Here is a 23,582-nt window from a genome sequence, read left to right on the forward strand (position 1 = left end):
GACCTCTGCTTTCGCACCGTTCTAGCTCTCCTGGGCCGCGGACAGGACGCTGTGCAACAGCACGTTCGCCCCTTTCTCCGACCACTCCGGCAGGATCCTTTCCGCTTCGTTATGGCTGACGCCCTTCACGCAGGGGATAAAGATCATGCTGGCGGGCGCAATTTTGCTCACATAGCAGGTGTCGTGTCCCGCACCGGAGACCATCGGTTTCGACGAATAGCCCAGTTCCGCCACGGCCTTCTCCGTACGAGCGAGGCATTCAGCATCAAACGCGATGGGCGCGTAGTCAAAAATGCGCTCAACGAGAGCCGACACGCCGCACAGGCTCAGGCTTTCAGCCACCTTATGCAGCGCCGCTTCCATGGCTTCCAGAGCCTGCTGCGCCGGATGGCGAAACTCCACGCTGCATTCCACGCGAGACGGCACGACGTTGCGCGAGTTTGGCGTAACCTTCGCCATACCGATCGTCGCGCGTCCGTCCGGCGCATGCCGATAGCCAATCTCTTCCACTTTCAATGCCAGCTCGGCGAAGGCGGTCAGCGCGTCGCGGCGGCTGTGCATCGGCGTCGTGCCTGCGTGAGCGGCGAATCCGTCCAGCGTCAGGGTAAACCAGCGCTGCCCCATTGCCGCGCGGACGAGCCCGATATCGATGGCTTCGTCTTCCAGGATCGGGCCCTGTTCGATGTGCAGCTCGTAGCAGGCGTGAACCGGAAACGCGCGGGCAGGGGCTTCACCCCGGTAGCCAATGTTATCCAGCGCTTCACCCACGGTGATACCGTTACTATCCGCGCGGGCATGGGCGTACGCTTCGCTAAACTGCCCCGTCCAGACCCCTGAAGCGAGCATGGCTGGCGCGAAGCGCGCGCCTTCTTCGTTGGTCCAGTTCACCAGCACGATGTCACGCTCCGTCTCAACGTGATGGTCATTGAGGGTACGCAGCAGCTCCAGCCCGGCCAGCACGCCGTAAACGCCGTCATAGTTCCCGCCCAGCGGTTGGGTATCCACGTGCGAACCGGTCATGACCGGGGCAAGCTGCGGGTTTTTTCCCGCGCGGCGGATAAACATGTTGCCCATGCTGTCGACGTTACAGGTAAAACCGGCGTCCATCGCCCAGTCGCGCAGCAGGTTACGCGCAACACGATCTTCCTCGCTCAATGCCAGACGGGTGACGCCACCGGCGGGCGTGCCGCCGATCTGCGCCATCATCTCAAGCGTTGACCACAGCCGTTCGGCGTTGACGCGGATCATGTCTTGTCCTTGCTGCTGCGGTAGCGGAAATCACAGCACGCACCGCCCTGCATGATGGTGGTCGTGCGGGTTAGCTCAACGTCCGGCGCATAGCCAACGATGAATTTTTCATCGCGCGCGCAGGAGAGCAGGTGGCCAATCTCGCCCAGCCCCATCTCGTGGTACATCTCCGCGTAGCGACAGCGGGTCACGTTGTAGTTGTACTGCTGGTCGTCGGCGTAGATCACCTTCACCTCCAGCGCGTTATCCTTCTCCCACAGATACTGCAGGGCGATAAAGCTCTTGATGTTCGCGCCGTTGGGTTCTTTGTTGGCAAACGCTTTACCAGCGTCAATCGCGGCCTGCTCAATGGCCTCGCCAATCACCGCCTGGGCGCGGGCTTTCCCTATCTCGCGCACCAGGATTTCATAAATTGGCTTAATAATTTCTGCTTCAATTTTGCGGCGGGCGAGAATGCCCAGCTCGTTATTATCACTCATCACATTGCCTCGCTGCGTTACTTCGCTTTTGCGCCGCCCAGCACGGTCTGCGGCTGCCATTTGCCGTCGACCACCTTGTAGACCGTGAACGACGGCGATTTCAGGTTGCCCTCTTTATCAAACGCGATCTGTCCGGTGACGCCGGAATAGCTGATGGCGCGCAGGGCGGGCAGATAGTCGGACGGCTCAACGGAGTTTGCTTTTTCCATTGCCGCTACCAGCACGCGCGTGGCGTCGTAGGCGAACGGGGCGTGCAGTTCGATATGGGTGTGGTAGCGGGACTGGTACGCCTGCTCGAACGCTTTACCGCCCGGCATCTGGTCAACGGGCAGACCCGGCTCCAGCGCCACAACGCCTTCGCCTTCTTTCTGCGCCAGCTTGAGGAACGTCTGGCTGACGAATCCGCCTGCGCCCATCAGCGTGGCATTCATGCCCAGCTGTTTGATGCGACGCGCCAGCGGTGCGGCCTGGCTGTCGACGCCGCCGAAGAAGATCAGATCGGCGTTTTTACTGCGGATGGCGGTCAGTACGGCGCTAAAATCGACCGTTTTGTCATCCACGTACTGACGATCGACAATTTTCACGCCCTGGGCTTCCAGCGATTTAATAAACTGGTCTGCCAGACCCTGACCAAATGCGGTACGGTCGTCGATCACCGCAATGCGTTTGGCTTTCAGCGTATTCACCGCGTACTGACCGGCAAACTGACCGCCGTCATCGTCGTGTCCCATCACGCGGAAGCTGGTATCAAAACCTTGTTGCGTATAGGCGTGACCGGTCGCGACCGGTGCCACCTGGGCGATGCCCGCATCGTGATAGACACGTGCGGCAGGAATGCTGGTACCGGTGTTCCAGTGACCGACGACGCCCGCCACGCCGCTATCCACCAGACGCTGCGCGACGGCCACGGCGGTGCGCGGGTCGGACTGATCGTCTTCGGACTGCAGTTTGAAGGTCACCGCTTTGCCGCCGATGGTCGGGTGCTGCTTGTTAATGTCGTCAATGGCCAGCTGCGCGCCGTTCTCCAGATCTTTACCGATACGGGCGGACGGACCAGTGAGCGGGCCCGCGAGACCGATAAGCACGGTTTCGCTGTCAGCGGCCCACGTGGCCGTCGAGGCAAAACTGCCGAGGAGGATAGCGGCGCTGAGCGCACGGATTTTTACTGTTTTCATTGTATTTCCCTGATGTTGGCTGGTGTGGTTAAACGGGCATTTCGCCCAAATAAATCTGTGCAATCTGGTCGTCATTGAGCAGCGCTTTCGATTCGCCATGATGAACAATGCTGCCGCTGTCCATCACCCACGCGCTGTCGGTGACTTCCAGCGCGAGACGGGCGTTTTGTTCGATGAGCAGCAGGGCAACGCCGCGCTCGCGCAGCCCGGCGATCACGACAAAAATGTTCTCGACCATCTTCGGGGCAAGGCCCATCGACGGTTCGTCGAGGATCAGCAGACGCGGGCGGCTGAGCAGGGCGCGGTTAAGGGCCAGCAGCTGTTGCTCACCGCCGGACAGTAGCCCGGCAAGCTGATGCTGGCGTTCGCCCAGGCGCGGGAAGCGCTCGAAAATCTCGTTCATTTCGCGCTTAATGGTGACAGTGTCACGCCTGAGCCAGGCGCCCATCTGCAGGTTTTCAAGGACCGTCATGCGGGAGAAGATCCCGCGTCCCTCCGGGACCATCACCAGTCCGTCGCGAAGCAGGGTCTCCGGGCTGTGTTTACGTACCGCTTTACCGCAGAATTCAACACTGCCGCTAAAGCTTTCCAGTCCGGTAATGGCGCGCACGGTGGAGCTTTTCCCCGCGCCGTTAGCGCCGATCAGCGTCGCCTGTTCACCCTCGCGCAGGGTAAAAGAGACATGCCGGACGGCCTGAATACCGCCGTAATGCACGTCCACACGTTCCACCTTCAGTAACTCAGACATGGGCGTTGCCTCCAAGCCAGGCGGCGATCACTGCCGGGTCTCGACGTACGTTCTCCGGCGTGCCGCTGGCGAGCGTTTTGCCGTAATCCAGCACCGTCAGGCGATCGCAGATGCCCATCACCAGCTTGACGTCATGCTCAATCATCAGCAGGGTTTTGCCATCATCGCGCAGGCGGATTAGCAGCTCGCCGAGCGCCACTTTTTCCGCCGCGTTCATCCCGGCGGCGGGTTCGTCCAGCGCCAGCAGCAGCGGATCCGTTGCCAGCGCACGGGCAATCTCCAGACGGCGTTGATGACCATAGGCCAGATCGCAGGCGCGGTAGTGGGCGAACCTGGCAATGCCGGTGTACTCCAGCCAGTGCCAGGCCAGTTCCCGGGTCTTCCTCTCTTCCTCGCGAGCGCGTTTGTGACGGCTCAGCGCGGCCCACAGGCCGTTAAGGGTGCGCACGTGGCGACCCACCATCACATTTTCCAGCACCGACATGTCGTTAAAGAGGCGCACGTTCTGAAACGTGCGGGCAATCCCGGCGGCGGTGACTTTCTCAATGTGCTTTGGGAAATAGGGCTTATCGGCAATCGAAAATTCACCGCTGTCCGCCGGATAAAGCCCGGTGATCAGGTTAAAACAGGTGGTTTTTCCCGCCCCGTTGGGACCAATCAGGCCGTAGATCTCACCCTTGTTCACGGCGATCGAAACGTCATCCACGGCGGTAAGCCCGCCGAAGCGTTTTGACATGTTGCGTACGGTTAACAGGCTCATGCTTTCACCTCCTTGTGGCGAACCGGCCAGATCCCGGACGGGCGCACCAGCATGACCAGTACCAGCGCCAGGCCGTAAAACAGCTGACGCAGCACTTCCGGGTCAATCAGCACCGTACCGAACAGCGCCTGCTGAACCGGCGCTGCCTGACTGCGCAGCAGTTCCGGCAGGGCGGTAAGCAGTATCGCGCCGAGGATCACGCCAGGAATGTGTCCCATACCGCCCAGCACCACCATCGCCAGCACGGCAATGGATTCCTGTAACGTGAAGGATTCCGGGGAGACAAAGCCCTGAAACGCGCCGAACAGGGCACCCGCCACGCCGCCAAATGAGGCACCCATCGCAAAGGCCAGCAGCTTATAGTTACGCACGTTGATGCCCATCGCGCGTGCCACATCCTCATCTTCACGGATGGCGTGCCAGGCGCGACCAATACGGGAATGCTGCAGGCGCAGGCAGACAAAAATAATCGCCACAATCACCAGCATCAGCAGGTAGTACCACAGCCACAGCGCGGGCACTTTGAAACCAAACCAGTGGTATGCGCCGCTGAACTTCAGGCCGAACAGGTTGAGCGTATCCACCCCGGTAATACCCTTCGCACCGTTGGTGATGTTCACCGGTCGGTCGAGGTTGCGCATCAGAATGCGGATAATTTCGCCAAAGCCGAGGGTTACTATCGCCAGGTAGTCCCCGCGCAGCTTGAGCGTAGGAGCACCGAGTAAAATGCCGCAGACCGCCGCGACGAGCGCTGCCAGCGGAATAATCAGCAGATATGAGGTGTGCAGCCCGTCCGGGAACCAGACGCTGAGGACAGGAAATACCGCCAGCAGGTGTGGGGAGGCCATTAGTGCCGCAAGGTAGGCGCCGACCGCGTAAAAGGCGATAAAGCCCATGTCCAGCAGGCCGGTATAGCCCACCACAATATTGAGCCCGAGTGCCAGCATGATGTAGAGCAGGGCGAAGTCGATCACACGTACCCAGTAGTTGCCGCCAAGCTGCGTGGCCATTACGGGAGCAATCAGCAGCGCGAGGCAGAACAGGACCATGCCTGACCAGAATTTGCGCGTCGTCGTCGGGGCCTGAAGTTGAAGTGTTGTCATGGTATTCCTTACGCCCTGTGCGCCACGCGCTCGCCCAGCAGGCCAGCCGGACGGAAGACCAGCACCAGGATCAGGACCATAAAGGCAAAGACATCCTGATAGTTGCTGCCAAAGACGCCGTGGGTGAGTTCCCCCAGATAACCTGCGCCCAGCGCTTCGATAATGCCGAGCAGGATCCCGCCAATCATTGCGCCACGAATGTTACCAATGCCTCCCAGCACGGCGGCGGTAAAGGCTTTGATTCCGGGCAAAAAGCCCATTGAGAAGCTGGCGTTGCCGTAGTTGCTGGCCATCATGACGCCTGCCAGCGCGGCAAATACGCCGCCAATGGCGAACGTCAGGGTAATAATGGCATTGGGGTTAACCCCCATCAGCGTGGCCACGCGCGGGTTTTCCGCCACGGCGCGCATGCCGCGGCCCAGGCGGGTGTATTCTACCAGCAGCCATAGCCCGGTCATCACCGTAAGCGCCAGCGCCACGGTAACAATGCCGGTGACGGTCACAATGGCAGGGGGATGCAGTTCACTTCCTGCCGTCACGGCGATCGGATCCATGGGCAGGATCTGCGGGAACATCAGCGGGTTGCGCGTCCAGATAATCATCGCCACGGTTTGCAGCAGGACCGAGACGCCGATACCCGAGATCAGCGGTGCCAGGCGTGGGGCGTTACGCAGTCGACGGTAGGCAAACCGCTCCACGGCCATTGCCAGCAGGGCGCAAACGGCCATGGCAATCACCAGGGCAACACCAAGCTGCAACAGCAGCGGCATGTGTGGAAAGGTGGTATTCAGGGCGTTAATGGCGGAAAGCGTGGTGAGCGCACCGACCATCAGAATATCGCCGTGAGCAAAGTTAATAATGCGCAAGATGCCATACACCATGGTATAGCCCAGCGCGATCAGCGCGTAGATGCTTCCCAGCATCACACCGTTGATCAGTTGTTGTATGAGTGTATCCAACGTCTGTACCCGCAAAGTGCTGTTTCTGCGGCTACCATCCGATAAATGAATTAAATTGTAAAATACACATATATTATTTCTTATGATAAACCGGCATTGCTTTATCTTAATGATTTGTATAAAGATAATGTAATCGCGTTCCCGGCTAAAAAGCCTAAAGAAATCAACATATGAATAAAACAGAACAATCGGCAGATTTGTCCGCGTATGCAGACAGTCGCCTGGCAAACGATCCGCCGCTTCGGGCTGTCCGTGCCTTTGAGGCCATCGCCCGGCTGGGCAGCGTCACGCTGGCCGCGCAGGAGCTGGATATCTCTCCGTCGGCGGTAAGCCATCAGCTCAAGGTGCTTGAAGGGTATCTGCAAATGCCGCTCACGGAGCGTCAGGGGCGCAGGCTGGTGCTGAGCCAGCACGGACGTGAATATTACCGCTCGATCCGCGCGGCGTTTAACGTGCTGCGCCAGGCAACGGAGCACCTGGCGGAGCAGGCGCAAACGCGTCAGGTCACCATCAGCCTGATCCCGCTTTTTGGCATGGGGTGGTTCATCCCACGTTTACCTGCGTTTATGCGCGCCAATCCCCAAACCGAGATCAACGTGGTGTATGCCAACCACCGTAACTATCTGAGCGACGCGTCGGATATGTCGATTCGTTTTGGAAACGGTCAGTGGGCGGGCTATCAAAGCGAAAAGTTGATTTCCGGTCAGATGGTGCCGGTGTGCAGCCGTGCGTTTTTACGCATTCATGGCCATATCGATACGCCTGAGCAGTTGCTGCAAATGCCGCTGCTGCACGATGAAGAGCGTACGAGCTGGACGCAGTGGTTTTTGTTGCAGGGGGTAAAACGTCCTCTCCGGCGCAGCGGCCCGCTGTTTGAAGACGGACTGTTGACGCTGGCGGGCGTACAGGCTGGTCTGGGCTGTGCGCTAATGCGTGAGCCGCTGATTGCGCCGTATCTTGAGAGCGGCGAGCTGGTGAAGATATTTGACTTACCCATTGATGACGGGCGCGACTATCACCTCTGCGTGCGTTCAGATTCAGAGATGACCGAGGACGGCAAGCTGCTGCAAACCTGGCTTCGTTGGGCTGCGAACGGAGAGTCGTCAGCCGGATAGGAAGATAAAAAAAGCCAGCTTGTTCAGCTGGCTTTTGTAGTGACAATATTTAGAACTGGTAGGTCAGACCCAGCGCCACGATGTTGTCGGTACCGATGCCTGCCTGGCGAGTGAACTTGTTGTCGTCGAGCAGGTTGATTTTGTAATCCACGTAGGTGGACATGTTTTTGTTAAAATAGTAGGTCGTGCCAACATCGATGTATTTAACCAGATCCTGGTCGCCGAAGTTTTCGATGTCTTTGCCTTTAGACTGCAGGTAAGCGATGGATGGACGCAGGCCAAAGTCGAACTGATACTGAGCCACAACTTCGAAGTTTTGCGCCTTGTTGGCAAAACCGTAAATGTCGGTACGCTTGTTGTTAGAAGTACCGAAGCGGGTTGCGTTATAGGTCTGAGAGTACTGCGCCGCGAGGTAAACGTTGTTCGCGTCGTATTTCACACCACCGCTGTATACTTCAGCGCGGTCGCCTTCACCGTATACGCCAGCCGCATTCTGGTCAGCGGTACGACGGGAAGAGGACATTGCACCACCCACGCTGAAGCCTTCACCCAGATCGTAAGTCAGGGACGCGCCATAGCCGTCGCCGTTCTGGTTCAGCAGGCTGCGACCGCTGGTGTTTTCACCGCTTACGCTGCCGTTTTTGCCCTGGTACTGCAGAGCAAAGTTCAGGCCGTCAACCAGACCAAAGAAGTCCTGATTACGGTAGGTTGCAACGCCGTTTGCACGAGACTGCAGGAAGTTGTCTGCGCCGTAGGTGTCACCGCCGAATTCTGGCAGCACGTCGGTCCAGGAGGTCACGTCGTAAATCACGCCGTAGTTACGACCGTAATCGAATGAACCTGCTTCCGCGAACTTCAGACCTGCAAACGCCACACGCGTCCAGGACTGGTTGTCGCCTTCGTCTTTGTTGCCCTGAATCTGGTATTCCCACTGGCCGTAACCGGACAGCTGATCGTTAACCTGGGTTTCACCCTTGAAGCCGATACGCATGTAGGTTTTATCGCCATCTGCGCCAGCGTCATCAGAGAAATAGTGCAGACCTGTTACTTTACCGTACAGATCCAGCTTGTTACCGTCTTTGTTGTAAATTTCGGCAGCGTTAACAACGCCTGCTGCCAGCATGGAAGTGACTGCCACTGCAACTAATTTAAGTTTCATCTTAAATGTTCCTTATAATTTTTTTCAGTATTTCCTGAACCACTGTGAACGATTTCTAAACGAGGCTGCTCGTCAATGGCATGCTATTTTTAAAAATCTCGTAGTCTTATTTCAATAATAAGTTTCAAATTATTAAAGATAATTTCAATTAGTGTGATCTCGATCGTGTGAAAAGGCGATTATTTAAACAAGGCGCCCGAATTTTATACGATTATTAATTGTGTTATCTGCGGGACTATTGCCATCGCTATAATTTCTGTAAGTTTTAGTATATTAAGTTAGATTTCGGTATTCCCGATGCGTTGAGGGGGTGTTATTAGTTTTTGGGCTTAATAACAGTGAGTTAGGTGAGGGTTTAAACGTATATTACGAATATTTCCATGGATATGTCAGGATTTAATTATTACATTCAATGCTATCCATAATGTTAATATTCATGGTTGACTAGTTTCATGTCGTTGTCAGTTTGTGTCAATTATCTTGTTGAGCGTTTACAGAAGGTGCCAAATATAAACCGAAATTAAACAGACATCCTATTATTAGGATAAATATTCTGAGGTGCGATCACACTTTAAATTTATGTTAATTATGTTGCCGGGTTGAAATTTACCCGGCCGTGCGTGAAAGCATTATTTTCTTGTTGCGTACCAGCAGAGTAACGACCCGGCGCAGACCATCAGGGCGCCTTGCCAGAACGAGAATGAGAGGGGGGAACTCAGCACTGCGGCGGCAAGCGCGGCTGAAAGGACCGGGGTAAAATAGGATACGGCAGCCAGAACCGTGACGTTACCGTGCAGGATGCCAATATTCCATGCGGCGTATCCAAACCCAAGGGCAATGCCGCACATGACGAGTTTCACCACTACCGGAAGCGTGAACACCATCTCTGGCTGATCGCTCAGGACATATTTCACCCACAGACTCAGCGCGGTCAGCAAAACGAACAGGGTGATGCCGTTTTGTCCTTTCGCAAATTTGCTGGTGACAGTGCAGTAGGCGGCCCAGATAAATGCCCCGGCAAACGCCAGCGCGTAGCTCAGTGGGCTGGAAACGATATTGCGGGTTATTTCATCAAGATGTAAACCCTGTTCACCGCCCAATACCCAGCAGACGCCCAGCAGCGATATGACCAGGCCGGGGATCACCCACAGGGTAGATTTCTGTCCGTTGAACAAAATGGCAAACACAATGGTCAGGCTTGGCCAAAGGTAATTCACCATACCGACTTCAATCGCCTGCGATCGCGTTGCGGCATAGCCCAGCGACAGCGCCAGGCATATTTCGTAGCTGACAAATAAAACGCTACCCGCAATAAGATACCGCGGCGAGAACCGTCTGATATCAGGAAATCCTACCGTCACCAGACACAGTAATCCGCTGAGGGTGTAGATCATCGCCGCACCGCCTACCGGCCCCAGTCCCTCACTCACGCTGCGAATAAGGCCGACCATGGTGCTCCATAACAGTATTGCCGCCAACCCAATAAGCGTTGCCTTTTTTCTGTCCATTACTTCGCCATTGCAATAAAAATCAAAGGAAAAATGTATCGCATTACGCCTGTCGCTGTCGTGAATTATTCTCTTAAGCCGTTAATCAAAAAGGGGTAATGAAATGTTCCGGGGGTGACTATTAAGGGGGGGAAGACAGATGACCTTGATTTGACGCAAAAAAATCAGGGACTTTACTGCTAGTTTGCGGCGCGAAGTCTTATACGAATACGAGGACAACGATGGACGTCAGCCGCAGACAATTTTTTAAAATCTGCGCGGGCGGTATGGCCGGAACAACAGCCGCAATGCTGGGATTTGCTCCCAAAATGGCGCTGGCTCAGGCACGCAACTATAAGCTGCTGCGCGCGAAAGAGATCCGTAACACCTGCACATACTGCTCCGTAGGTTGTGGGCTTTTGATGTATAGCCTGGGCGATGGCGCAAAGAACGCCAGAGAAGCGATTTACCATATTGAAGGGGATCCGGATCATCCGGTGAGCCGCGGGGCGCTTTGCCCGAAAGGAGCGGGGCTGCTGGACTATGTTCACAGCGAAAATCGCCTGCGCTACCCGGAATACCGCGCGCCGGGTTCTGATAAATGGCAGCGTATCTCCTGGGATGAGGCCTTCTCCCGTATTGCCAAATTAATGAAAGCCGACCGCGACGCCAACTTTATAGAAAAGAACGCGCAGGGCGTAACGGTTAACCGCTGGCTTTCCACCGGGATGCTGTGCGCGTCTGCGGCAAGTAATGAAACCGGCATGCTGACGCAAAAATTTGTGCGCTCTCTCGGCATGCTGGCGGTAGACAACCAGGCGCGCGTCTGACACGGACCAACGGTAGCAAGTCTTGCTCCAACATTTGGTCGCGGTGCGATGACCAACCACTGGGTTGATATCAAAAACGCGAACGTCGTGGTGGTGATGGGCGGTAACGCCGCTGAAGCCCATCCGGTGGGGTTCCGCTGGGCGATGGAGGCGAAAAACAACAACGATGCGACGCTTATCGTCGTCGATCCGCGCTTTACGCGCACGGCATCGGTGGCCGATATCTATGCGCCAATCCGCTCCGGTACGGACATTACGTTCCTGTCCGGCGTGCTGCTGTACCTGATCGAAAACAACAAAATTAACGCGGAATACGTTAAGCACTACACCAACGCGAACCTGCTGGTGCGGGATGACTTTGCCTTCGATGACGGACTGTTTAGCGGCTATGACGCCGAAAAACGGCAGTACGATAAGTCCTCCTGGAACTATCAGTTCGATGAAAATGGCTATGCGATGCGTGATGAAACCCTGACGCATCCGCGCTGCGTGTGGAACCTGCTGAAGCAGCACGTTTCCCGCTATACGCCGGAGGTGGTGGAAAACATCTGCGGCACGCCGAAAGCGGACTTCCTGAAGGTGTGTGAAGTGCTGGCCTCCACCAGCGCCGCCGACAGAACCACCACGTTCCTGTACGCGCTGGGCTGGACGCAGCACACCGTTGGCGCGCAGAACATCCGCACCATGGCGATGATCCAGCTGCTGCTCGGCAACATGGGCATGGCGGGGGGCGGCGTGAACGCGCTGCGCGGTCACTCCAATATTCAGGGACTCACCGACCTCGGCCTGCTGTCGACCAACCTGCCGGGCTATTTGACGCTGCCGTCTGAAAAGCAGACGGATCTGCAAAGTTATCTGGCGGCGAATACGCCAAAAGCGACGCTGCCGGACCAGGTGAACTACTGGAGCAACTATCCGAAGTTCTACGTCAGCCTGATGAAATCCTTCTACGGCGACGCGGCGCAGAAAGAGAACGACTGGGGCTTTGAGTGGCTGCCGAAGTGGGACCAGGCTTACGACGTCATCAAGTATTTCAACATGATGGATAAGGGCAACGTCACGGGGTATATCTGCCAGGGCTTTAACCCGGTGGCCTCCTTCCCGGACAAAAACAAGGTTGTGCGTAGCCTCAGCAAGCTGAAGTACATGGTTGTGATCGATCCGCTGGTGACCGAGACCTCCACCTTCTGGCAGAACCACGGGGAATCAAACGATGTCGATCCGGCATCGATTCAGACCGAAGTGTTCCGCCTGCCGTCCACCTGTTTTGCCGAAGAGGACGGCTCGATAGCCAACTCCGGCCGCTGGCTGCAGTGGCACTGGAAAGGCCAGGACGCTCCGGGGGAAGCGCGTAACGACGGCGAAATCCTTGCCGGGATTTACCATCGTCTGCGCGAGATGTACCGCACCGAAGGCGGCAAAGGCGCTGAGCCGCTGCTGAAGATGAGCTGGAGCTACAAGCAGCCGGATCGTCCCGAGTCTGAAGAAGTCGCGAAAGAGAACAACGGCATGGCGCTGGCGGATCTCTATGATGCTAACGGCAATCTGGTGGCGAAGAAAGGCCAACTGCTGAACAGCTTCGCGCTGCTGCGCGACGACGGCACGACGGCGTCGTCCTGCTGGATCTACACCGGCAGCTGGACGGAGCAGGGTAACCAGATGGCCAACCGTGACAACGCTGACCCTTCCGGGCTGGGCAATACGCTGGGCTGGGCATGGGCGTGGCCGCTGAACCGTCGCGTGCTGTACAACCGTGCGTCTTCAGACATCAACGGCAAGCCGTGGGATCCGAAGCGCATGCTGATCCAGTGGAACGGGGCGAAATGGACGGGGAACGATATCCCGGACTACAACACCGCCGCGCCGGGCAGTAACACCGGGCCGTTTATCATGCAGCCGGAAGGGCTGGGGCGCCTGTTTGCGCTCGACAAGCTGGCGGAAGGGCCGTTCCCGGAGCATTACGAGCCGATGGAAACGCCACTGGGGACCAACCCGCTGCACCCGAACGTGGTCTCCAGCCCGGTGGTGCGTATCTACGAAGACGACGTCCTGCGCTTAGGCAAAAAGGACAAATTCCCGTACGTGGGAACGACCTACCGCCTGACCGAGCATTTCCACACCTGGACCAAGCACGCGCGGCTGAACGCCATCGCGCAGCCGGAGCAGTTTGTGGAGATCAGCGAGACGCTGGCTAAGGCGAAAGGTATTGCCAACGGCGACCGCGTGAAGGTGAGCAGCAAGCGCGGCTTTATTCGCGCGGTGGCGGTGGTGACCCGTCGTTTGCAAAGTCTGAACGTGCATGGTCAGCAGGTGGAAACCGTCGGTATCCCGCTTCACTGGGGCTTTGAAGGCGTGGCGCAGAAAGGCTACATCGCCAATACCCTGACGCCAAACGTCGGCGATTCCAATTCGCAAACGCCGGAATACAAAGCGTTTCTGGTCAACATCGAGAAAGCGTAAGGAGCGATTCAATGGCGATGGAAACACAAGACATTATCAAACGCTCCGCGACTAACCCGATAACGCCCGCGCCTCGCGCGCGGGACTACAAGGCAGAAGTCGCCAAGCTTATCGACGTCTCCTCCTGCGTGGGCTGCAAGGCCTGCCAGGTAGCGTGCTCAGAGTGGAACGATATCCGCGATGAGGTCGGGCACTGCGTGGGTGTCTACGACAATCCGGCGGATCTGAGCGCCAAATCCTGGACGGTGATGCGTTTTAGCGAAACCGACCAGAACGGCAGGCTGGAGTGGCTGATCCGCAAAGATGGCTGCATGCACTGTGAAGATCCGGGCTGCCTGAAGGCGTGCCCTTCAGCGGGCGCGATTATTCAGTACGCCAACGGGATCGTCGACTTCCAGCAGGACAACTGCATCGGCTGTGGCTACTGCATCGCGGGCTGTCCGTTTAATATTCCGCGCCTCAATAAAGAGGATAACCGGGTATACAAATGCACCCTGTGCGTGGACCGCGTCAGCGTCGGGCAGGAGCCTGCGTGCGTGAAGACATGTCCCACCGGGGCGATCCACTTCGGCACCAAAAAAGAGATGCTGGACGTGGCGCAGCAGCGCGTCGATAAGCTCAAAGCGCGGGGCTACGACAAAGCGGGCATTTACAACCCGCAGGGCGTGGGCGGTACCCACGTGATGTACGTGCTGCACCACAGTGACCAGCCGGAGCTGTACCACAAACTGCCGAAGGATCCGGCGATCGATACGTCCATCAACCTGTGGAAAGGGGCACTTAAACCGCTCTCGGCGGCGGGCTTTATCGCGACCTTTGCGGGGCTGATTTATCACTACATCGGTATTGGGCCAAACAAAGAGGTGGATGACGACGAGGAGGAGCATCATGAGTAAGTCGAAAATGATAGTGCGCACGAAGTTTGTCGATCGCGCCTGTCACTGGACGGTGGTGATCTGCTTCTTCCTGGTGGCGGTGTCGGGGATTTCGTTCTTCTTCCCGACGCTGCAGTGGCTGACCGAAACCTTCGGTACGCCGCAAATGGGGCGCATTCTGCACCCATTCTTCGGCGTGCTGATCTTCGTGGTGCTGATGTTTATGTTCGTACGTTTTGTTCATCACAACATCCCGGACAAGCAGGATATCCCGTGGGTGAAAGGGATTGTTGAAGTCCTGAAAGGTAACGAGCATAAAGTGGCGAAGGTGGGGAAATACAACGCCGGCCAGAAGATGATGTTCTGGACCATCATGAGCATGATTTTTGTGCTGCTGGTGACCGGAGTCATTATCTGGCGTCCGTATTTTGCCCACTACTTCCCGATTCAGGTGGTGCGTTACGCGCTGCTTATCCACGCCACGTCGGCCATCATTTTGATCCACGCCATCCTGATCCATATGTATATGGCGTTCTGGGTGAAAGGGTCAATCAAAGGGATGATTGAAGGGAAGGTGAGCCGCCGCTGGGCGCAGAAACACCACCCTCGCTGGTACCGTGATGTGGAGCGTCTGGAAGCGAAACAGGAAAGTACGGAAGGATTGAAGTAAACCCTGCGCCGTCGGCTTTGCCCGGCGGCGCTGCGCTTGCGCGGGCCTACTCTTCAAATCAAAACCGCTCCTCCACATAGCGGAACGGATATTTTGTGGGTTTGACTTTGCCGATTTTGCGTTTCGGTAAATCCACCTTGTCGACGTGTATTTCTTTATACGGGATCTGCGAAAGCAGGTGCGAAATAATATTCAGTCGCACGCGTTTTTTATCTTCTGAACGTGCCACAAACCACGGCGCCCATGCGGTATCGGTGGCTTCAAACATGGCGTCGCGCGCGAGGGTATACTCGTCCCACAGGTTAAAGGATTTAATATCCATCGGCGATAGCTTCCAGATCTTACGACCATCGTTAATACGGTCGCGCAGGCGACGCTCTTGCTCTTTAGGCGTCACCTCCAGCCAGTACTTCAGCAGGATAATTCCGGCATCGACCATCGCTTTTTCCATCACCGGTGCGCCATCCAAAAATTTCTCCACCTGTTCCTCAGTGCAGAATCCCATTACCCGTTCGACACCCGCGCGGTTATACCAGCTGCGATCGAATATCACGATCTCGCCTGCTGAAGGCAGGTGCGGCACATAGCGCTGGAAGTAGAGCTGGCTTTTTTCTTTTTCAGTTGGGGCAGGGAGCGCAACAACGCGAAACACGCGAGGGCTGACGCGCTCGGTGATCGCTTTGATGGTGCCGCCTTTACCGGCACCGTCGCGTCCTTCAAAAACAATACACACTTTGAGTCCTTTGGCGACGACCCACTGCTGGAGCTTAACCAGTTCAACGTGCAGGCGACGAAGTTCTTTTTCGTACTCTTTCGTCTTCAGCACGGGTTTAACCACGCTATCTACACTCGCTTTGGTCACGGTCACTGCTTTGGTTTTATTCTGTTTTGCGTTTCCCATGATAATCCTCATCTCCGGAACGTGTGATGTGCATAGAAGGAACTAACACTTTGAAGTGTAATGCTGACCTGCAACCTTCGCGGGAATTTTTGATATGTGTGTCTGATAAGCGTGTTTCTCTTCATCAGGGAACGAGGTAGAATGGTGAATGGTACTGTATGAATAAACAGGTGGTGTGATGGCATTGATTTTTGAGGGCGAAAAAATCGGTCGTACTCGTTTTACCGGCGAGAAAATAGAGAATGCGATCTTTCGTAACTGCGACTTTTCAGGCACGGATTTAACCAGCACGGAGTTTATCGGCTGTCAGTTCTATGACCGGGAAAGCCAGCAGGGCGCTAAGTTTACTCGGGCGCAGCTTAAAGATGCTATTTTCAAAAGCTGCGATTTATCGATGGCAGATTTCAGGCATTCGAATGCCTTAGGCATCGAAATCCGTGAATGCAGGGCGCAAGGGGCTGATTTTCGCGGTGCCAGCTTTATGAACATGATCACCACGCGTACCTGGTTTTGCAGTGCTTATATAACAAAAAGCAACCTGAGCTATGCCAATTTTTCGAAGGTGGTTCTGGAAAAATGCGAGTTGTGGGAAAACCGCTGGAACGGCGCGCAGATCCTGGGGGCAACTTTCAGTGGTTCGGATATGTCAGGCGGCGAGTTTTCTTCATTTGACTGGCGTGCAGCAAATTTCACACACTGCGATTTAACCAATTCGGAACTGGGTGAACTGGACGTGCGTGGCACTGATCTACAGGGCGTTAAGCTGGACAGTTATCAAGTGTCGCAAATTATGGAACGCCTTGGCATCGCGATTATCGGCTGACAATATTCACAGTCTGCGCTGTATAAATGGATTAACGTGTCAGTCTGCCAGTTTGAACTGGCTCACCATACAAGATTATTCAATAATGCCCGCTGCGAGTGATTAACCCGTGGTTGAGGTATGAAAAAGACAATATTTTCGTTGGCGCTTGGCACATTTGGCTTGGGCATGGCTGAGTTTGGCATTATGGGCGTGTTAACCGAGCTGGCGCATGACACCGGTATTTCGATTCCCTCCGCCGGGAATATGATCTCGTTTTATGCCTTCGGCGTGGTGATTGGCGCCCCGATTATGGCGCTGTTCTCAGGCAAGTTCTCGTTAAAAACGACGCTGCTGTTTCTGGTTGCCCTGTGCGCGGTGGGGAACGCCCTGTTTACCTTTTCATCATCATATTTCTGGCTGGCGACGGGACGCTTAATTTCCGGTTTTCCGCACGGCGCGATTTTCGGCGTCGGGGCGATTATCCTCTCTAAAATTGCGCCGCCGGGGAAGGTGACGGTCGCAGTAGCGGGAATGATCGCCGGGATGACCGTGGCCAACCTGGTAGGCGTCCCTCTGGGTACCTGGCTGGGGCACCAGTTCAGCTGGCGTTATACCTTTTTCCTGATTGCGGTGTTCGACGCGCTGGTGATCCTCTCGGTTCTGCTCTGGGTGCCGGACATCCACGACACATCGGAAATCAAATTGACCGAGCAGTTCCACTTTCTGAAAAAACCAGAACCCTGGCTGATTTTTGCCGCCACCATGTTTGGCAACGCCGGGGTGTTCGCGTGGTTCAGCTTCGTTAAACCGTTTATGGTCAACGTTTCAGGCTTCACCGAAGGCGTGATGACGATCATCATGATGCTGATGGGGCTTGGCATGGTGCTGGGCAACCTGTTGAGCGGCAAACTCTCGGGGCGTTTTAGCCCGCTGCGCATTGCGGCGACCACCGACATGGTGATTGTCGCCTCGCTGCTGCTGCTTTTCGCCTGTGGTGAACTCAAAACGGCCTCGCTGATCATGGGCTTTATCTGCTGTGCCGGGCTGTTCGCGCTCTCTGCGCCGCTGCAGATCCTGCTTCTGCAAAATGCGAAGGGTGGCGAAATGCTGGGGGCGGCAGGGGGGCAGATGGCATTTAATCTCGGTAGCGCGATCGGGGCGTACTTTGGTGGCATGATGATTACCCTCGGCTTTAGCTGGCGCTACGTCACGCTGCCTGCGGCGATACTCTCGTTCTCTGCCATGAGCGCGCTGTTGATCTACGGTTACCTGCGGGCCAGACGGGCTCAGGCTAACGCGCGTGCGCTAGCCTGATTGAATTCAGGCAAGCCAGGGCTCACCCAGGGTCAGCATCAGGCGGTTGGCCCAGGCGAAGAACGCGGCGGACTGCACCAGGTCAAGCTGGGCTAAGGTGTCCAGCCCCTCTTTTTCCAGCGCGGCAAGGTGCAGCGGCGTGGCGGCAGGTGGGGTAACCGACAGCGCCGCTGCAAAATCGATTTCCGCCTGCCAGCGCGCAGATTGTCCCTCGCTCAGGGATTGTCCCGGACGCACGGCCAGCAGGGCCTCTACTGCCGGATCATCCTTTGACAGCTGGCTGGCTTTCCGCGCATGGACAGATGCGCAGTAGATGCAGCCGTTAATTTTACTGGCGACCGTTGCCGCCAGCTCGCGCTCGGCGCGCGGCAATCCCCCCGGCGTATAAAAAATCCCTTTATCCGTTAGCGTACGCTGTTCAAGCACCGGCAGGTTGCGCCCCAGCAGGCGGAAATAGTCGGAATCGGTATGGCCAAATTTTGCAAGGATGGCAACCTCATCGTCACGAAAATCCGCCAGCGGTTTTGCTGCTATCCATGGCTCCCATCCCAGCTCCTGCTGGGTAAACGCGACGGGAGCCGCCTTTCCGGTGGCCGTGGTGGCGGTCGTGTGCCAGATGCCTGCCGCCACCGGCGCATCGCTTTTGGCGACAGGCCTGTCGTTCAGCAGCCGCAGCCCGGCAATCAGTCGGCTCTGGAAGCTGACAAACGCGATAAGCTGCGCCAGGGTCACGATGCCTTCCTTGCTCCATCCCGCCTGGGTCAGCGCCCTTAACGATGCCGGCGTGGCTTCGACGGGGGAGAAGGTCAGCAGCCGCGCGAAATTGAGCGCCGGGGTCAGGCGTTCAGAGGTCGGGTCGGCCAGGCCAAACCCCGCATAGTGCGCGGCCAGCGCCTCCGCGTTGTGCCACCTGGCGACTTTTGCCGCCACGGCGAAGCGCTCGTCCAGCGCAAAATCGCTATCCTGCTGGGTAAATAAGATTTCGTAGCTGCCCTGTGCGTGGCGCGTGGCGGCGTCCCGCGTGGCGCGCGCCTCTGCCAGAGGGGAACCGGGTTTAATTTCCGCTAGCTCGGCGAGAATGTCGTGACTTAATGACATAGGTATCTCCTCAACGTATATGGGGGGCAATATGTTCAGCGATCAGTTCGATGGAGCGCAGCGTGTCGCGATGGGTGGGCTCGACCGAATGGACCTGGAATGAGATGTCCGTGGCGCGCCGGAGAACGGAATCGGCCTGCAGCGAGCGCAGCACCGTCTCGGGCGAACCGATATGGGCGTCGAACTGGCGACGAAAATCGGTGACGGTGTCACCTTTAACCGCATGCCCGGCAGCGCGATGCTGCTGGGCTTGTTTCGTCAGACCCGGTGTGGCGACCTTGAGCGCATAGTCGTCGCTGTCGGCGACGAATGCCGTACGGGAAGCCAGAATGCGCGGTGCGCTGCCCGCGGGCAGCGCCTCAAGGTAGGCATCCACAATAGGGTTCTGGATCGCGTCGAGCGTTAAATCCAACTGGTCTGCCGGGCGCGGCTGCGTGCGGGAGAGCATTAAACCGTGTCCGGCCTGCGCGGCGCGAACGGCACCGTCGACCGAAAAGGTGGCAATCCAGATACGGTCGGCCAGCTGTGGCGCAGGCGGGTAAAGGTGGTTATCCGGATGGGTGAGCGAATCCCCGCGCCAGGCGCTCTGGATCACATGTAAATGGTCAGCAAAAGCTGCGCCGCGCGCCTCAAACGTCAGGCCGAACGGCAGAAATGAGGTCGGCGTGCCGCCTGAGCCAAAACCGACTTCAAGACGGCCATTGGCGAGTAAATCCAGCACGGCGGCATCTTCTGCGACGCGCAACGGGTTTTCCATCGGCAGGGTAATGATGGCCGTACCCAGGCGGATGGTTTCGGTATGTGCGGCTACGTGTGCCAGAAACAGCAGTGGCGACGGCAGTCCGCCTTCAGTTTCGTGAAAGTGGTGCTGCGCAATCCAGGCGCTGTCAAAACCGTGGCGTTCGGCGTGGCGGATCTGTTCAGTTGCCAGACGATAGCGCTCCTTCGGCGTAGTGTCGTCAAGCAGGCGGGTGAAAAATCCCAGGCGTTTTCGCGTCATGCGAACTCCTCCGTAGCGGGTGAAAAATGGGGAATGGCGTCAATCAGCTCGCGGGTATAATCGTTCTGCGGCGATGCAAATAAGGTTCCGACGTCGCCGTGTTCGACTACCTGACCGCTGCGCAGCACCGTGACGCTGTGGGCGATCCGGCGGACGGTAGACAGATCGTGCGTGATAAAGAGGTAGGTCAATCCCAGCTGCTGCTGCAACTGCTGAAGCAGAGCCAGAATCTGCGCCTGCACGGTGACGTCCAGCGCGGAGGTGGCTTCGTCCAGCACCAGAATGGTCGGCTCCAGGATCAGCGCCCGGGCGATGGCCACGCGCTGACGCTGTCCGCCTGAAAGTTCCCGGGCGGTGCGGCCCAGGAGTTCGACGGGCAGGGCAACCCGCTGCGCCACGGTCTCCACCCGAACCTTTCGCTCCGCCTTACCGAGGCGAGAAAAGTTCTTCAGGGGCTCTTCGATGATGTCAAACAGCGTCTGACGCGGGTCGAGAGAGGCAAACGGGTTCTGGTAGACAAACTGGATCTTCTGGCGCAGCTGACGACGGGCCTCGCGGCTGAGCGTGGTGGCATCAATATCATCAATAATGACCTGTCCGCTGTCGGCCTGTTCAAAACCCAGCAAAATACGGGCGAGGGTGGTCTTCCCGGAGCCGGATTCACCGACCAGCGCATGCGTGCTGCCGCGCCTGACGTCAAACGTCACCCGATCCAGCGCCTGAAGCTGATGACCTTTGCCCAGCGAGAATTGTTTGCTGATGGCGCGAGCGCGAATGGCCGGTGACGCGAGCGGAAGACCTGATACCGGGGCAATGGTCAGGCGCTGGCCCTGGAGATCGCTCAGCAGCTGACGGGTGTAGGCGTGCTGCGGCGTACGGACGATATCTACGGTGCTGCCTTGCTCCTGAATTTCGCCATCGCGAAAAACCAGCAGCCTGTCCGCGCGCTGGGCGGCCAGGGTCAGATCGTGGGTGACAAACAGAACGGCAGTGCCCGATTCCCGCCGCAGGATATCCAGCAGATCGAGAATGCGTTTTTGCACCGTCACATCCAGCGCGCTGGTGGGCTCATCGGCAACGATCACGTCCGGGCGCAGGGCAATGGCGATGGCAATCAACACGCGCTGTTTCATCCCGCCGGAGAGCTGATGGGGATACTGCGTCATGCGCTGTTCGGGGTGGCTCAGGCCGACCTTTGTCAGCAGGGCGAGCACCTGCTCGTCGCGCTCGGCGCGGGTCACTTTCTGGTGTAGCTGAATAATTTCCCCGACCTGCGCGCCGATGGTCTTCACCGGGTTGAGTGAATTACCCGGATCCTGCGGAACCAGGCTAATTCGCGCCCCGCGAAGGGTATCGAGACGCTTAGCGGACCACCGGCTAATCTCCTCGCCGTTGAGCACGATTTTTCCTGCATCACGACGGGCGTTATCGGCCAGCAGACCAATAATCGCCTGTGCCGTGGTCGTTTTACCGGATCCGGATTCACCGACAAACGCCAGCATTTCCCCTCGCCCGAGCGTGAAGCTGACGTTATGCACCACCTCTCTCCACTGGCGTGCGGTGCGGTAGCTGATCGTCAAATTTTCCACTGAGAGAACGGTCATTAGCGACCTCCGCTGAACTGTTGGCTGATACGGTTGGTGGCCAGCACCACGGCGATGACGACGACGCCGGGGAAGGTGGTTAACCACCAGGCGGTAGAGAGATAGTTACGGCCTTCGGCAATCAATAAGCCCCATTCCGGCACGGGCGGCGGGGTGCCGTAACCGAGAAAACTCAGCGTGGAGAGCGCCAGGATGGCCTGACCAAACTGCAGCGTGGCAAAGGCGAGGACGGCGGTTAAGGCATTGGGCAGGATGTGTCGCCACAGCACCGCCAGGAACGTTCCACCGCTGCCAAACGCCGCCTCGACATAATCCGTGTGGCGGATGCGCACCACTTCACCGCGCGCGAGGCGGGCGAAGCTGGCAATGGAGGCAACGCCGACGGCAATGGCGGCATTAACGGTGCCAAACCCGAGCAGAATAATGACCGTCAGCGAGAGCAGCAGAGACGGAATGGACAACAGCACGTCGACAAAACGCATCAGCAGAGACTCGACGCGTCCGGCGAACGCCCCGGCGATGACCCCCAGACCGGTGCCCACCACCAGCCCCATCGTGACGGCAGCGAGCGCCGCGCTCAGGGAGTGGGACGCACCGTAGACAATACGGGTGTAAACATCGCGGCCAAGCTGATCGGTGCCGAGCCAGTGTTCCGCCTGAGGCGCCAGGCGCTGTGCGCCGGCGATGCCCTCAATCGGGCTGTAGTGGGTTAACAGGCCGGGCGCCACGGCGGCAAAAACGGCGAGAATAATCACCCCCCATGCCAGCCACAGTCCCGGCTGCCATTCCACCCCCTGCCACGCTGGAACGCGTTTTCGCGCGGCGGCAGCGTAATCGACCAGACTCATGATGCACCTCCGGTAACGGTTTGCAGACGGGGATCCAGCAGCGGCATCAGCAGATCCACCAGCAGATTGATCAGGACAAAACCGAGGGCGGAAATCATCACGACCGCCTGAAGCACGGCGATATCCTGGTTATTCACCGCCTGCTGGGTCAGCTGTCCGAGCCCGCTGCGGCCAAAAACGGTTTCCGTGATCAGCGCCCCGGCAATCAGCTCGCCCAGCAGCAATCCGGCAATATTCAGGACCGGCAGCAGGGCGTTGCCGGTAATGTGACGCCACAGGACAGCGGTTTCGCTCAGCCCTTTGGCCCGGGCGACGGCGACAAACGGCTGCGTCGCCACCTGGTCCAGGCTGCGCATCAGAATTTGCGCCAGCGGGGCGGAAATCGGGATCGCGACGGTCACAATCGGCAGGATCAGCCCCTGCAGCGGCGTCGGGTTAATCACCGGGATTAGCCGCAGCTGGAAAGAAAAGAGCTGGATGAGGGCAATCCCCAGCCAAAACGTCGGTAAAGAGATAAACAGGACCGGCAGCGACTGCAGGGTATTACTCAGCCAGCGTAGACCCGGCAGGCGCGATGCAAAGGCCAGCGCAAACGCCAGCAGGACTGCGAGTACAAACGCGGGCAGGGCGAGGCTCAGGGTATCCGGCAGATTGCTGGCAATCAGCTCGCTGACCGGCACCCCGGCCTGTAACGAATAGCCGAAATCCCCGCGCAGCATCGCCAGCAGCGTATGGCCGTATTGCTGCCACAGCGGGCTGTCCGCGCCATAGGCCACGCGCATCTCCTCGATTTGCGCCGGGCTCAAGCCCAGGTCCGGGTTCTGAAATTTAATCAGCACCGCGTCGCCCGGCAGCACCTGGAGCAACACGAACGAGAGGGTAAAGGCGGCCCACAGTACCAGCAGCCCGTGCCCAAAGCGTTGAAGAAGTGCGTGGCGCATCGT

21 protein-coding genes are annotated in these 23,582 nt (G+C 57.5%); 6 read left to right on the forward strand and 15 right to left on the reverse strand.

Annotated elements, in window-relative coordinates:
* Window positions 1–21 precede the first annotated feature (21 nt).
* The 7 genes from P349_RS15315 to P349_RS15285 are packed head-to-tail and all read right to left on the reverse strand — an operon-like array spanning window position 22 to window position 6,472.
* On the reverse strand, window positions 22–1,248 hold the full coding sequence (locus P349_RS15315; RefSeq protein WP_032647399.1) for a Zn-dependent hydrolase: 1,227 nt from the start codon (window positions 1,246–1,248) through the stop codon (window positions 22–24).
* Window positions 1,245–1,727: an L-2-amino-thiazoline-4-carboxylic acid hydrolase gene (locus P349_RS15310; protein WP_032647396.1), complete on the reverse strand. Its 483-nt coding sequence runs from the start codon at window positions 1,725–1,727 to the stop codon at window positions 1,245–1,247. Before P349_RS15310 ends, P349_RS15315 begins: the two co-directional genes overlap by 4 nt.
* A 17-nt stretch (window positions 1,728–1,744) precedes the next feature.
* Window positions 1,745–2,902 (reverse strand): branched-chain amino acid ABC transporter substrate-binding protein, encoded by a 1,158-nt coding sequence (locus tag P349_RS15305; RefSeq protein WP_032647394.1) that lies wholly within the window; start codon window positions 2,900–2,902, stop codon window positions 1,745–1,747.
* A gap of 28 nt (window positions 2,903–2,930) precedes the next feature.
* Window positions 2,931–3,650: an ABC transporter ATP-binding protein gene (locus tag P349_RS15300; protein WP_032647393.1), complete on the reverse strand. Its 720-nt coding sequence runs from the start codon at window positions 3,648–3,650 to the stop codon at window positions 2,931–2,933.
* Window positions 3,643–4,410: an ABC transporter ATP-binding protein gene (locus tag P349_RS15295; protein ID WP_032647391.1), complete on the reverse strand. Its 768-nt coding sequence runs from the start codon at window positions 4,408–4,410 to the stop codon at window positions 3,643–3,645. Before P349_RS15295 ends, P349_RS15300 begins: the two co-directional genes overlap by 8 nt.
* Complete coding sequence (locus tag P349_RS15290) at window positions 4,407–5,513, reverse strand: branched-chain amino acid ABC transporter permease (protein WP_032647390.1); 1,107 nt, start codon at window positions 5,511–5,513, stop codon at window positions 4,407–4,409. The genes P349_RS15295 and P349_RS15290 overlap by 4 nt, the downstream gene beginning before the upstream one ends.
* 8 nt (window positions 5,514–5,521) lie before the next feature.
* Window positions 5,522–6,472: a branched-chain amino acid ABC transporter permease gene (locus tag P349_RS15285; protein WP_032647388.1), complete on the reverse strand. Its 951-nt coding sequence runs from the start codon at window positions 6,470–6,472 to the stop codon at window positions 5,522–5,524.
* Window positions 6,473–6,642: 170 nt separating this feature from the next.
* On the opposite strand from P349_RS15285, the gene P349_RS15280 reads away from it, so the two are divergent.
* On the forward strand, window positions 6,643–7,587 hold the full coding sequence (locus P349_RS15280; RefSeq protein ID WP_032647386.1) for a LysR substrate-binding domain-containing protein: 945 nt from the start codon (window positions 6,643–6,645) through the stop codon (window positions 7,585–7,587).
* 49 nt (window positions 7,588–7,636) lie between these two features.
* Here P349_RS15280 and P349_RS15275 read toward each other — a convergent pair whose 3' ends face one another.
* Window positions 7,637–8,746, reverse strand: coding sequence for a porin OmpC (locus tag P349_RS15275; protein ID WP_032647384.1), 1,110 nt, complete (start codon window positions 8,744–8,746; stop codon window positions 7,637–7,639).
* Window positions 8,747–9,375: 629 nt separating this feature from the next.
* Entirely contained in the window at window positions 9,376–10,254 is an 879-nt protein-coding gene (gene yddG, locus P349_RS15270; protein ID WP_032647383.1) for an aromatic amino acid DMT transporter YddG, read from the reverse strand.
* A 221-nt stretch (window positions 10,255–10,475) separates the two neighbouring features.
* Between yddG and fdnG the strand changes: the two genes are divergently transcribed.
* From fdnG to fdnI, 3 genes are read left to right on the forward strand one after another with little or no spacing between them, the layout of a single operon-like run.
* Window positions 10,476–13,523 (forward strand): formate dehydrogenase-N subunit alpha, encoded by a 3,048-nt coding sequence (fdnG, locus tag P349_RS15260; RefSeq protein WP_152540062.1) that lies wholly within the window; start codon window positions 10,476–10,478, stop codon window positions 13,521–13,523.
* A gap of 11 nt (window positions 13,524–13,534) precedes the next feature.
* Window positions 13,535–14,419 (forward strand): formate dehydrogenase subunit beta, encoded by an 885-nt coding sequence (gene fdxH, locus P349_RS15255; RefSeq protein ID WP_032647380.1) that lies wholly within the window; start codon window positions 13,535–13,537, stop codon window positions 14,417–14,419.
* Window positions 14,412–15,068, forward strand: a complete 657-nt coding sequence (gene fdnI, locus P349_RS15250) for a formate dehydrogenase-N subunit gamma (RefSeq protein WP_032647378.1) — start codon at window positions 14,412–14,414, stop codon at window positions 15,066–15,068. Before fdxH ends, fdnI begins: the two co-directional genes overlap by 8 nt.
* Before the next feature lie 58 nt (window positions 15,069–15,126).
* On the opposite strand, the gene ppk2 is transcribed toward fdnI, so the two are convergent.
* A complete protein-coding gene (gene ppk2 / locus P349_RS15245) occupies window positions 15,127–15,969 on the reverse strand; it encodes a polyphosphate kinase 2 (RefSeq protein ID WP_032647376.1) in 843 nt (280 codons plus the stop codon).
* A gap of 178 nt (window positions 15,970–16,147) precedes the next feature.
* Here ppk2 and P349_RS15240 point away from each other — a divergent pair, with 178 nt between their 5' ends.
* Entirely contained in the window at window positions 16,148–16,792 is a 645-nt protein-coding gene (locus P349_RS15240; protein ID WP_032647374.1) for a QnrE family quinolone resistance pentapeptide repeat protein, read from the forward strand.
* Window positions 16,793–16,912: 120 nt separating this feature from the next.
* Complete coding sequence (araJ, locus tag P349_RS15235) at window positions 16,913–18,088, forward strand: MFS transporter AraJ (protein ID WP_032647372.1); 1,176 nt, start codon at window positions 16,913–16,915, stop codon at window positions 18,086–18,088.
* A 6-nt stretch (window positions 18,089–18,094) separates the two neighbouring features.
* Here the strand turns inward: araJ and P349_RS15230 are convergent, their stop codons facing one another.
* Genes P349_RS15230 through P349_RS15210 form a run of 5 tightly spaced genes read right to left on the reverse strand, consistent with a single transcriptional unit; the run spans window position 18,095 to window position 23,579 of the window.
* Window positions 18,095–19,186 (reverse strand): alkylhydroperoxidase domain protein, encoded by a 1,092-nt coding sequence (locus tag P349_RS15230; RefSeq protein WP_032647371.1) that lies wholly within the window; start codon window positions 19,184–19,186, stop codon window positions 18,095–18,097.
* Between the two features lie 10 nt (window positions 19,187–19,196).
* The gene (locus P349_RS15225) at window positions 19,197–20,186 is read right to left on the reverse strand and encodes a putative FMN-dependent luciferase-like monooxygenase (RefSeq protein WP_032647369.1); all 990 of its coding nucleotides are present in this window, start codon (window positions 20,184–20,186) and stop codon (window positions 19,197–19,199) included.
* Window positions 20,183–21,790 carry a dipeptide ABC transporter ATP-binding protein gene (locus P349_RS15220; RefSeq protein WP_032647368.1) on the reverse strand — a complete coding sequence of 536 codons (1,608 nt, stop codon included), beginning with the start codon at window positions 21,788–21,790 and terminating at the stop codon, window positions 20,183–20,185. The genes P349_RS15225 and P349_RS15220 overlap by 4 nt, the downstream gene beginning before the upstream one ends.
* A complete protein-coding gene (locus P349_RS15215) occupies window positions 21,790–22,638 on the reverse strand; it encodes an ABC transporter permease (RefSeq protein ID WP_032647367.1) in 849 nt (282 codons plus the stop codon). The genes P349_RS15220 and P349_RS15215 overlap by 1 nt, the downstream gene beginning before the upstream one ends.
* Complete coding sequence (locus P349_RS15210; protein WP_032647365.1) at window positions 22,635–23,579, reverse strand: ABC transporter permease; 945 nt, start codon at window positions 23,577–23,579, stop codon at window positions 22,635–22,637. Before P349_RS15210 ends, P349_RS15215 begins: the two co-directional genes overlap by 4 nt.
* Between the last annotated feature and the right edge of the window lie 3 nt (window positions 23,580–23,582).

Origin of the sequence: Enterobacter sp. DC4 (assembly GCF_000568095.1) — a bacterium.
GTDB lineage: Bacteria > Pseudomonadota > Gammaproteobacteria > Enterobacterales > Enterobacteriaceae > Enterobacter > Enterobacter pseudoroggenkampii.

What these genes read in the sequence shown, in the direction of transcription:
- P349_RS15315 (WP_032647399.1), bottom strand. Translation starts at nt 1,248, where the DNA reads ATGATCCGCGTCAACGCCGAACGGCTGTGGTCAACGCTTGAGATGATG.
- P349_RS15310 (WP_032647396.1), bottom strand. Translation starts at nt 1,727, where the DNA reads ATGAGTGATAATAACGAGCTGGGCATTCTCGCCCGCCGCAAAATTGAA.
- P349_RS15305 (WP_032647394.1), bottom strand. Translation starts at nt 2,902, where the DNA reads ATGAAAACAGTAAAAATCCGTGCGCTCAGCGCCGCTATCCTCCTCGGC.
- P349_RS15300 (WP_032647393.1), bottom strand. Translation starts at nt 3,650, where the DNA reads ATGTCTGAGTTACTGAAGGTGGAACGTGTGGACGTGCATTACGGCGGT.
- P349_RS15295 (WP_032647391.1), bottom strand. Translation starts at nt 4,410, where the DNA reads ATGAGCCTGTTAACCGTACGCAACATGTCAAAACGCTTCGGCGGGCTT.
- P349_RS15290 (WP_032647390.1), bottom strand. Translation starts at nt 5,513, where the DNA reads ATGACAACACTTCAACTTCAGGCCCCGACGACGACGCGCAAATTCTGG.
- P349_RS15280 (WP_032647386.1), top strand. Translation starts at nt 6,643, where the DNA reads ATGAATAAAACAGAACAATCGGCAGATTTGTCCGCGTATGCAGACAGT.
- P349_RS15275 (WP_032647384.1), bottom strand. Translation starts at nt 8,746, where the DNA reads ATGAAACTTAAATTAGTTGCAGTGGCAGTCACTTCCATGCTGGCAGCA.
- yddG (WP_032647383.1), bottom strand. Translation starts at nt 10,254, where the DNA reads ATGGACAGAAAAAAGGCAACGCTTATTGGGTTGGCGGCAATACTGTTA.
- fdxH (WP_032647380.1), top strand. Translation starts at nt 13,535, where the DNA reads ATGGCGATGGAAACACAAGACATTATCAAACGCTCCGCGACTAACCCG.
- fdnI (WP_032647378.1), top strand. Translation starts at nt 14,412, where the DNA reads ATGAGTAAGTCGAAAATGATAGTGCGCACGAAGTTTGTCGATCGCGCC.
- ppk2 (WP_032647376.1), bottom strand. Translation starts at nt 15,969, where the DNA reads ATGGGAAACGCAAAACAGAATAAAACCAAAGCAGTGACCGTGACCAAA.
- P349_RS15240 (WP_032647374.1), top strand. Translation starts at nt 16,148, where the DNA reads ATGGCATTGATTTTTGAGGGCGAAAAAATCGGTCGTACTCGTTTTACC.
- araJ (WP_032647372.1), top strand. Translation starts at nt 16,913, where the DNA reads ATGAAAAAGACAATATTTTCGTTGGCGCTTGGCACATTTGGCTTGGGC.
- P349_RS15230 (WP_032647371.1), bottom strand. Translation starts at nt 19,186, where the DNA reads ATGTCATTAAGTCACGACATTCTCGCCGAGCTAGCGGAAATTAAACCC.
- P349_RS15225 (WP_032647369.1), bottom strand. Translation starts at nt 20,186, where the DNA reads ATGACGCGAAAACGCCTGGGATTTTTCACCCGCCTGCTTGACGACACT.
- P349_RS15220 (WP_032647368.1), bottom strand. Translation starts at nt 21,790, where the DNA reads ATGACCGTTCTCTCAGTGGAAAATTTGACGATCAGCTACCGCACCGCA.
- P349_RS15215 (WP_032647367.1), bottom strand. Translation starts at nt 22,638, where the DNA reads ATGAGTCTGGTCGATTACGCTGCCGCCGCGCGAAAACGCGTTCCAGCG.
- P349_RS15210 (WP_032647365.1), bottom strand. Translation starts at nt 23,579, where the DNA reads ATGCGCCACGCACTTCTTCAACGCTTTGGGCACGGGCTGCTGGTACTG.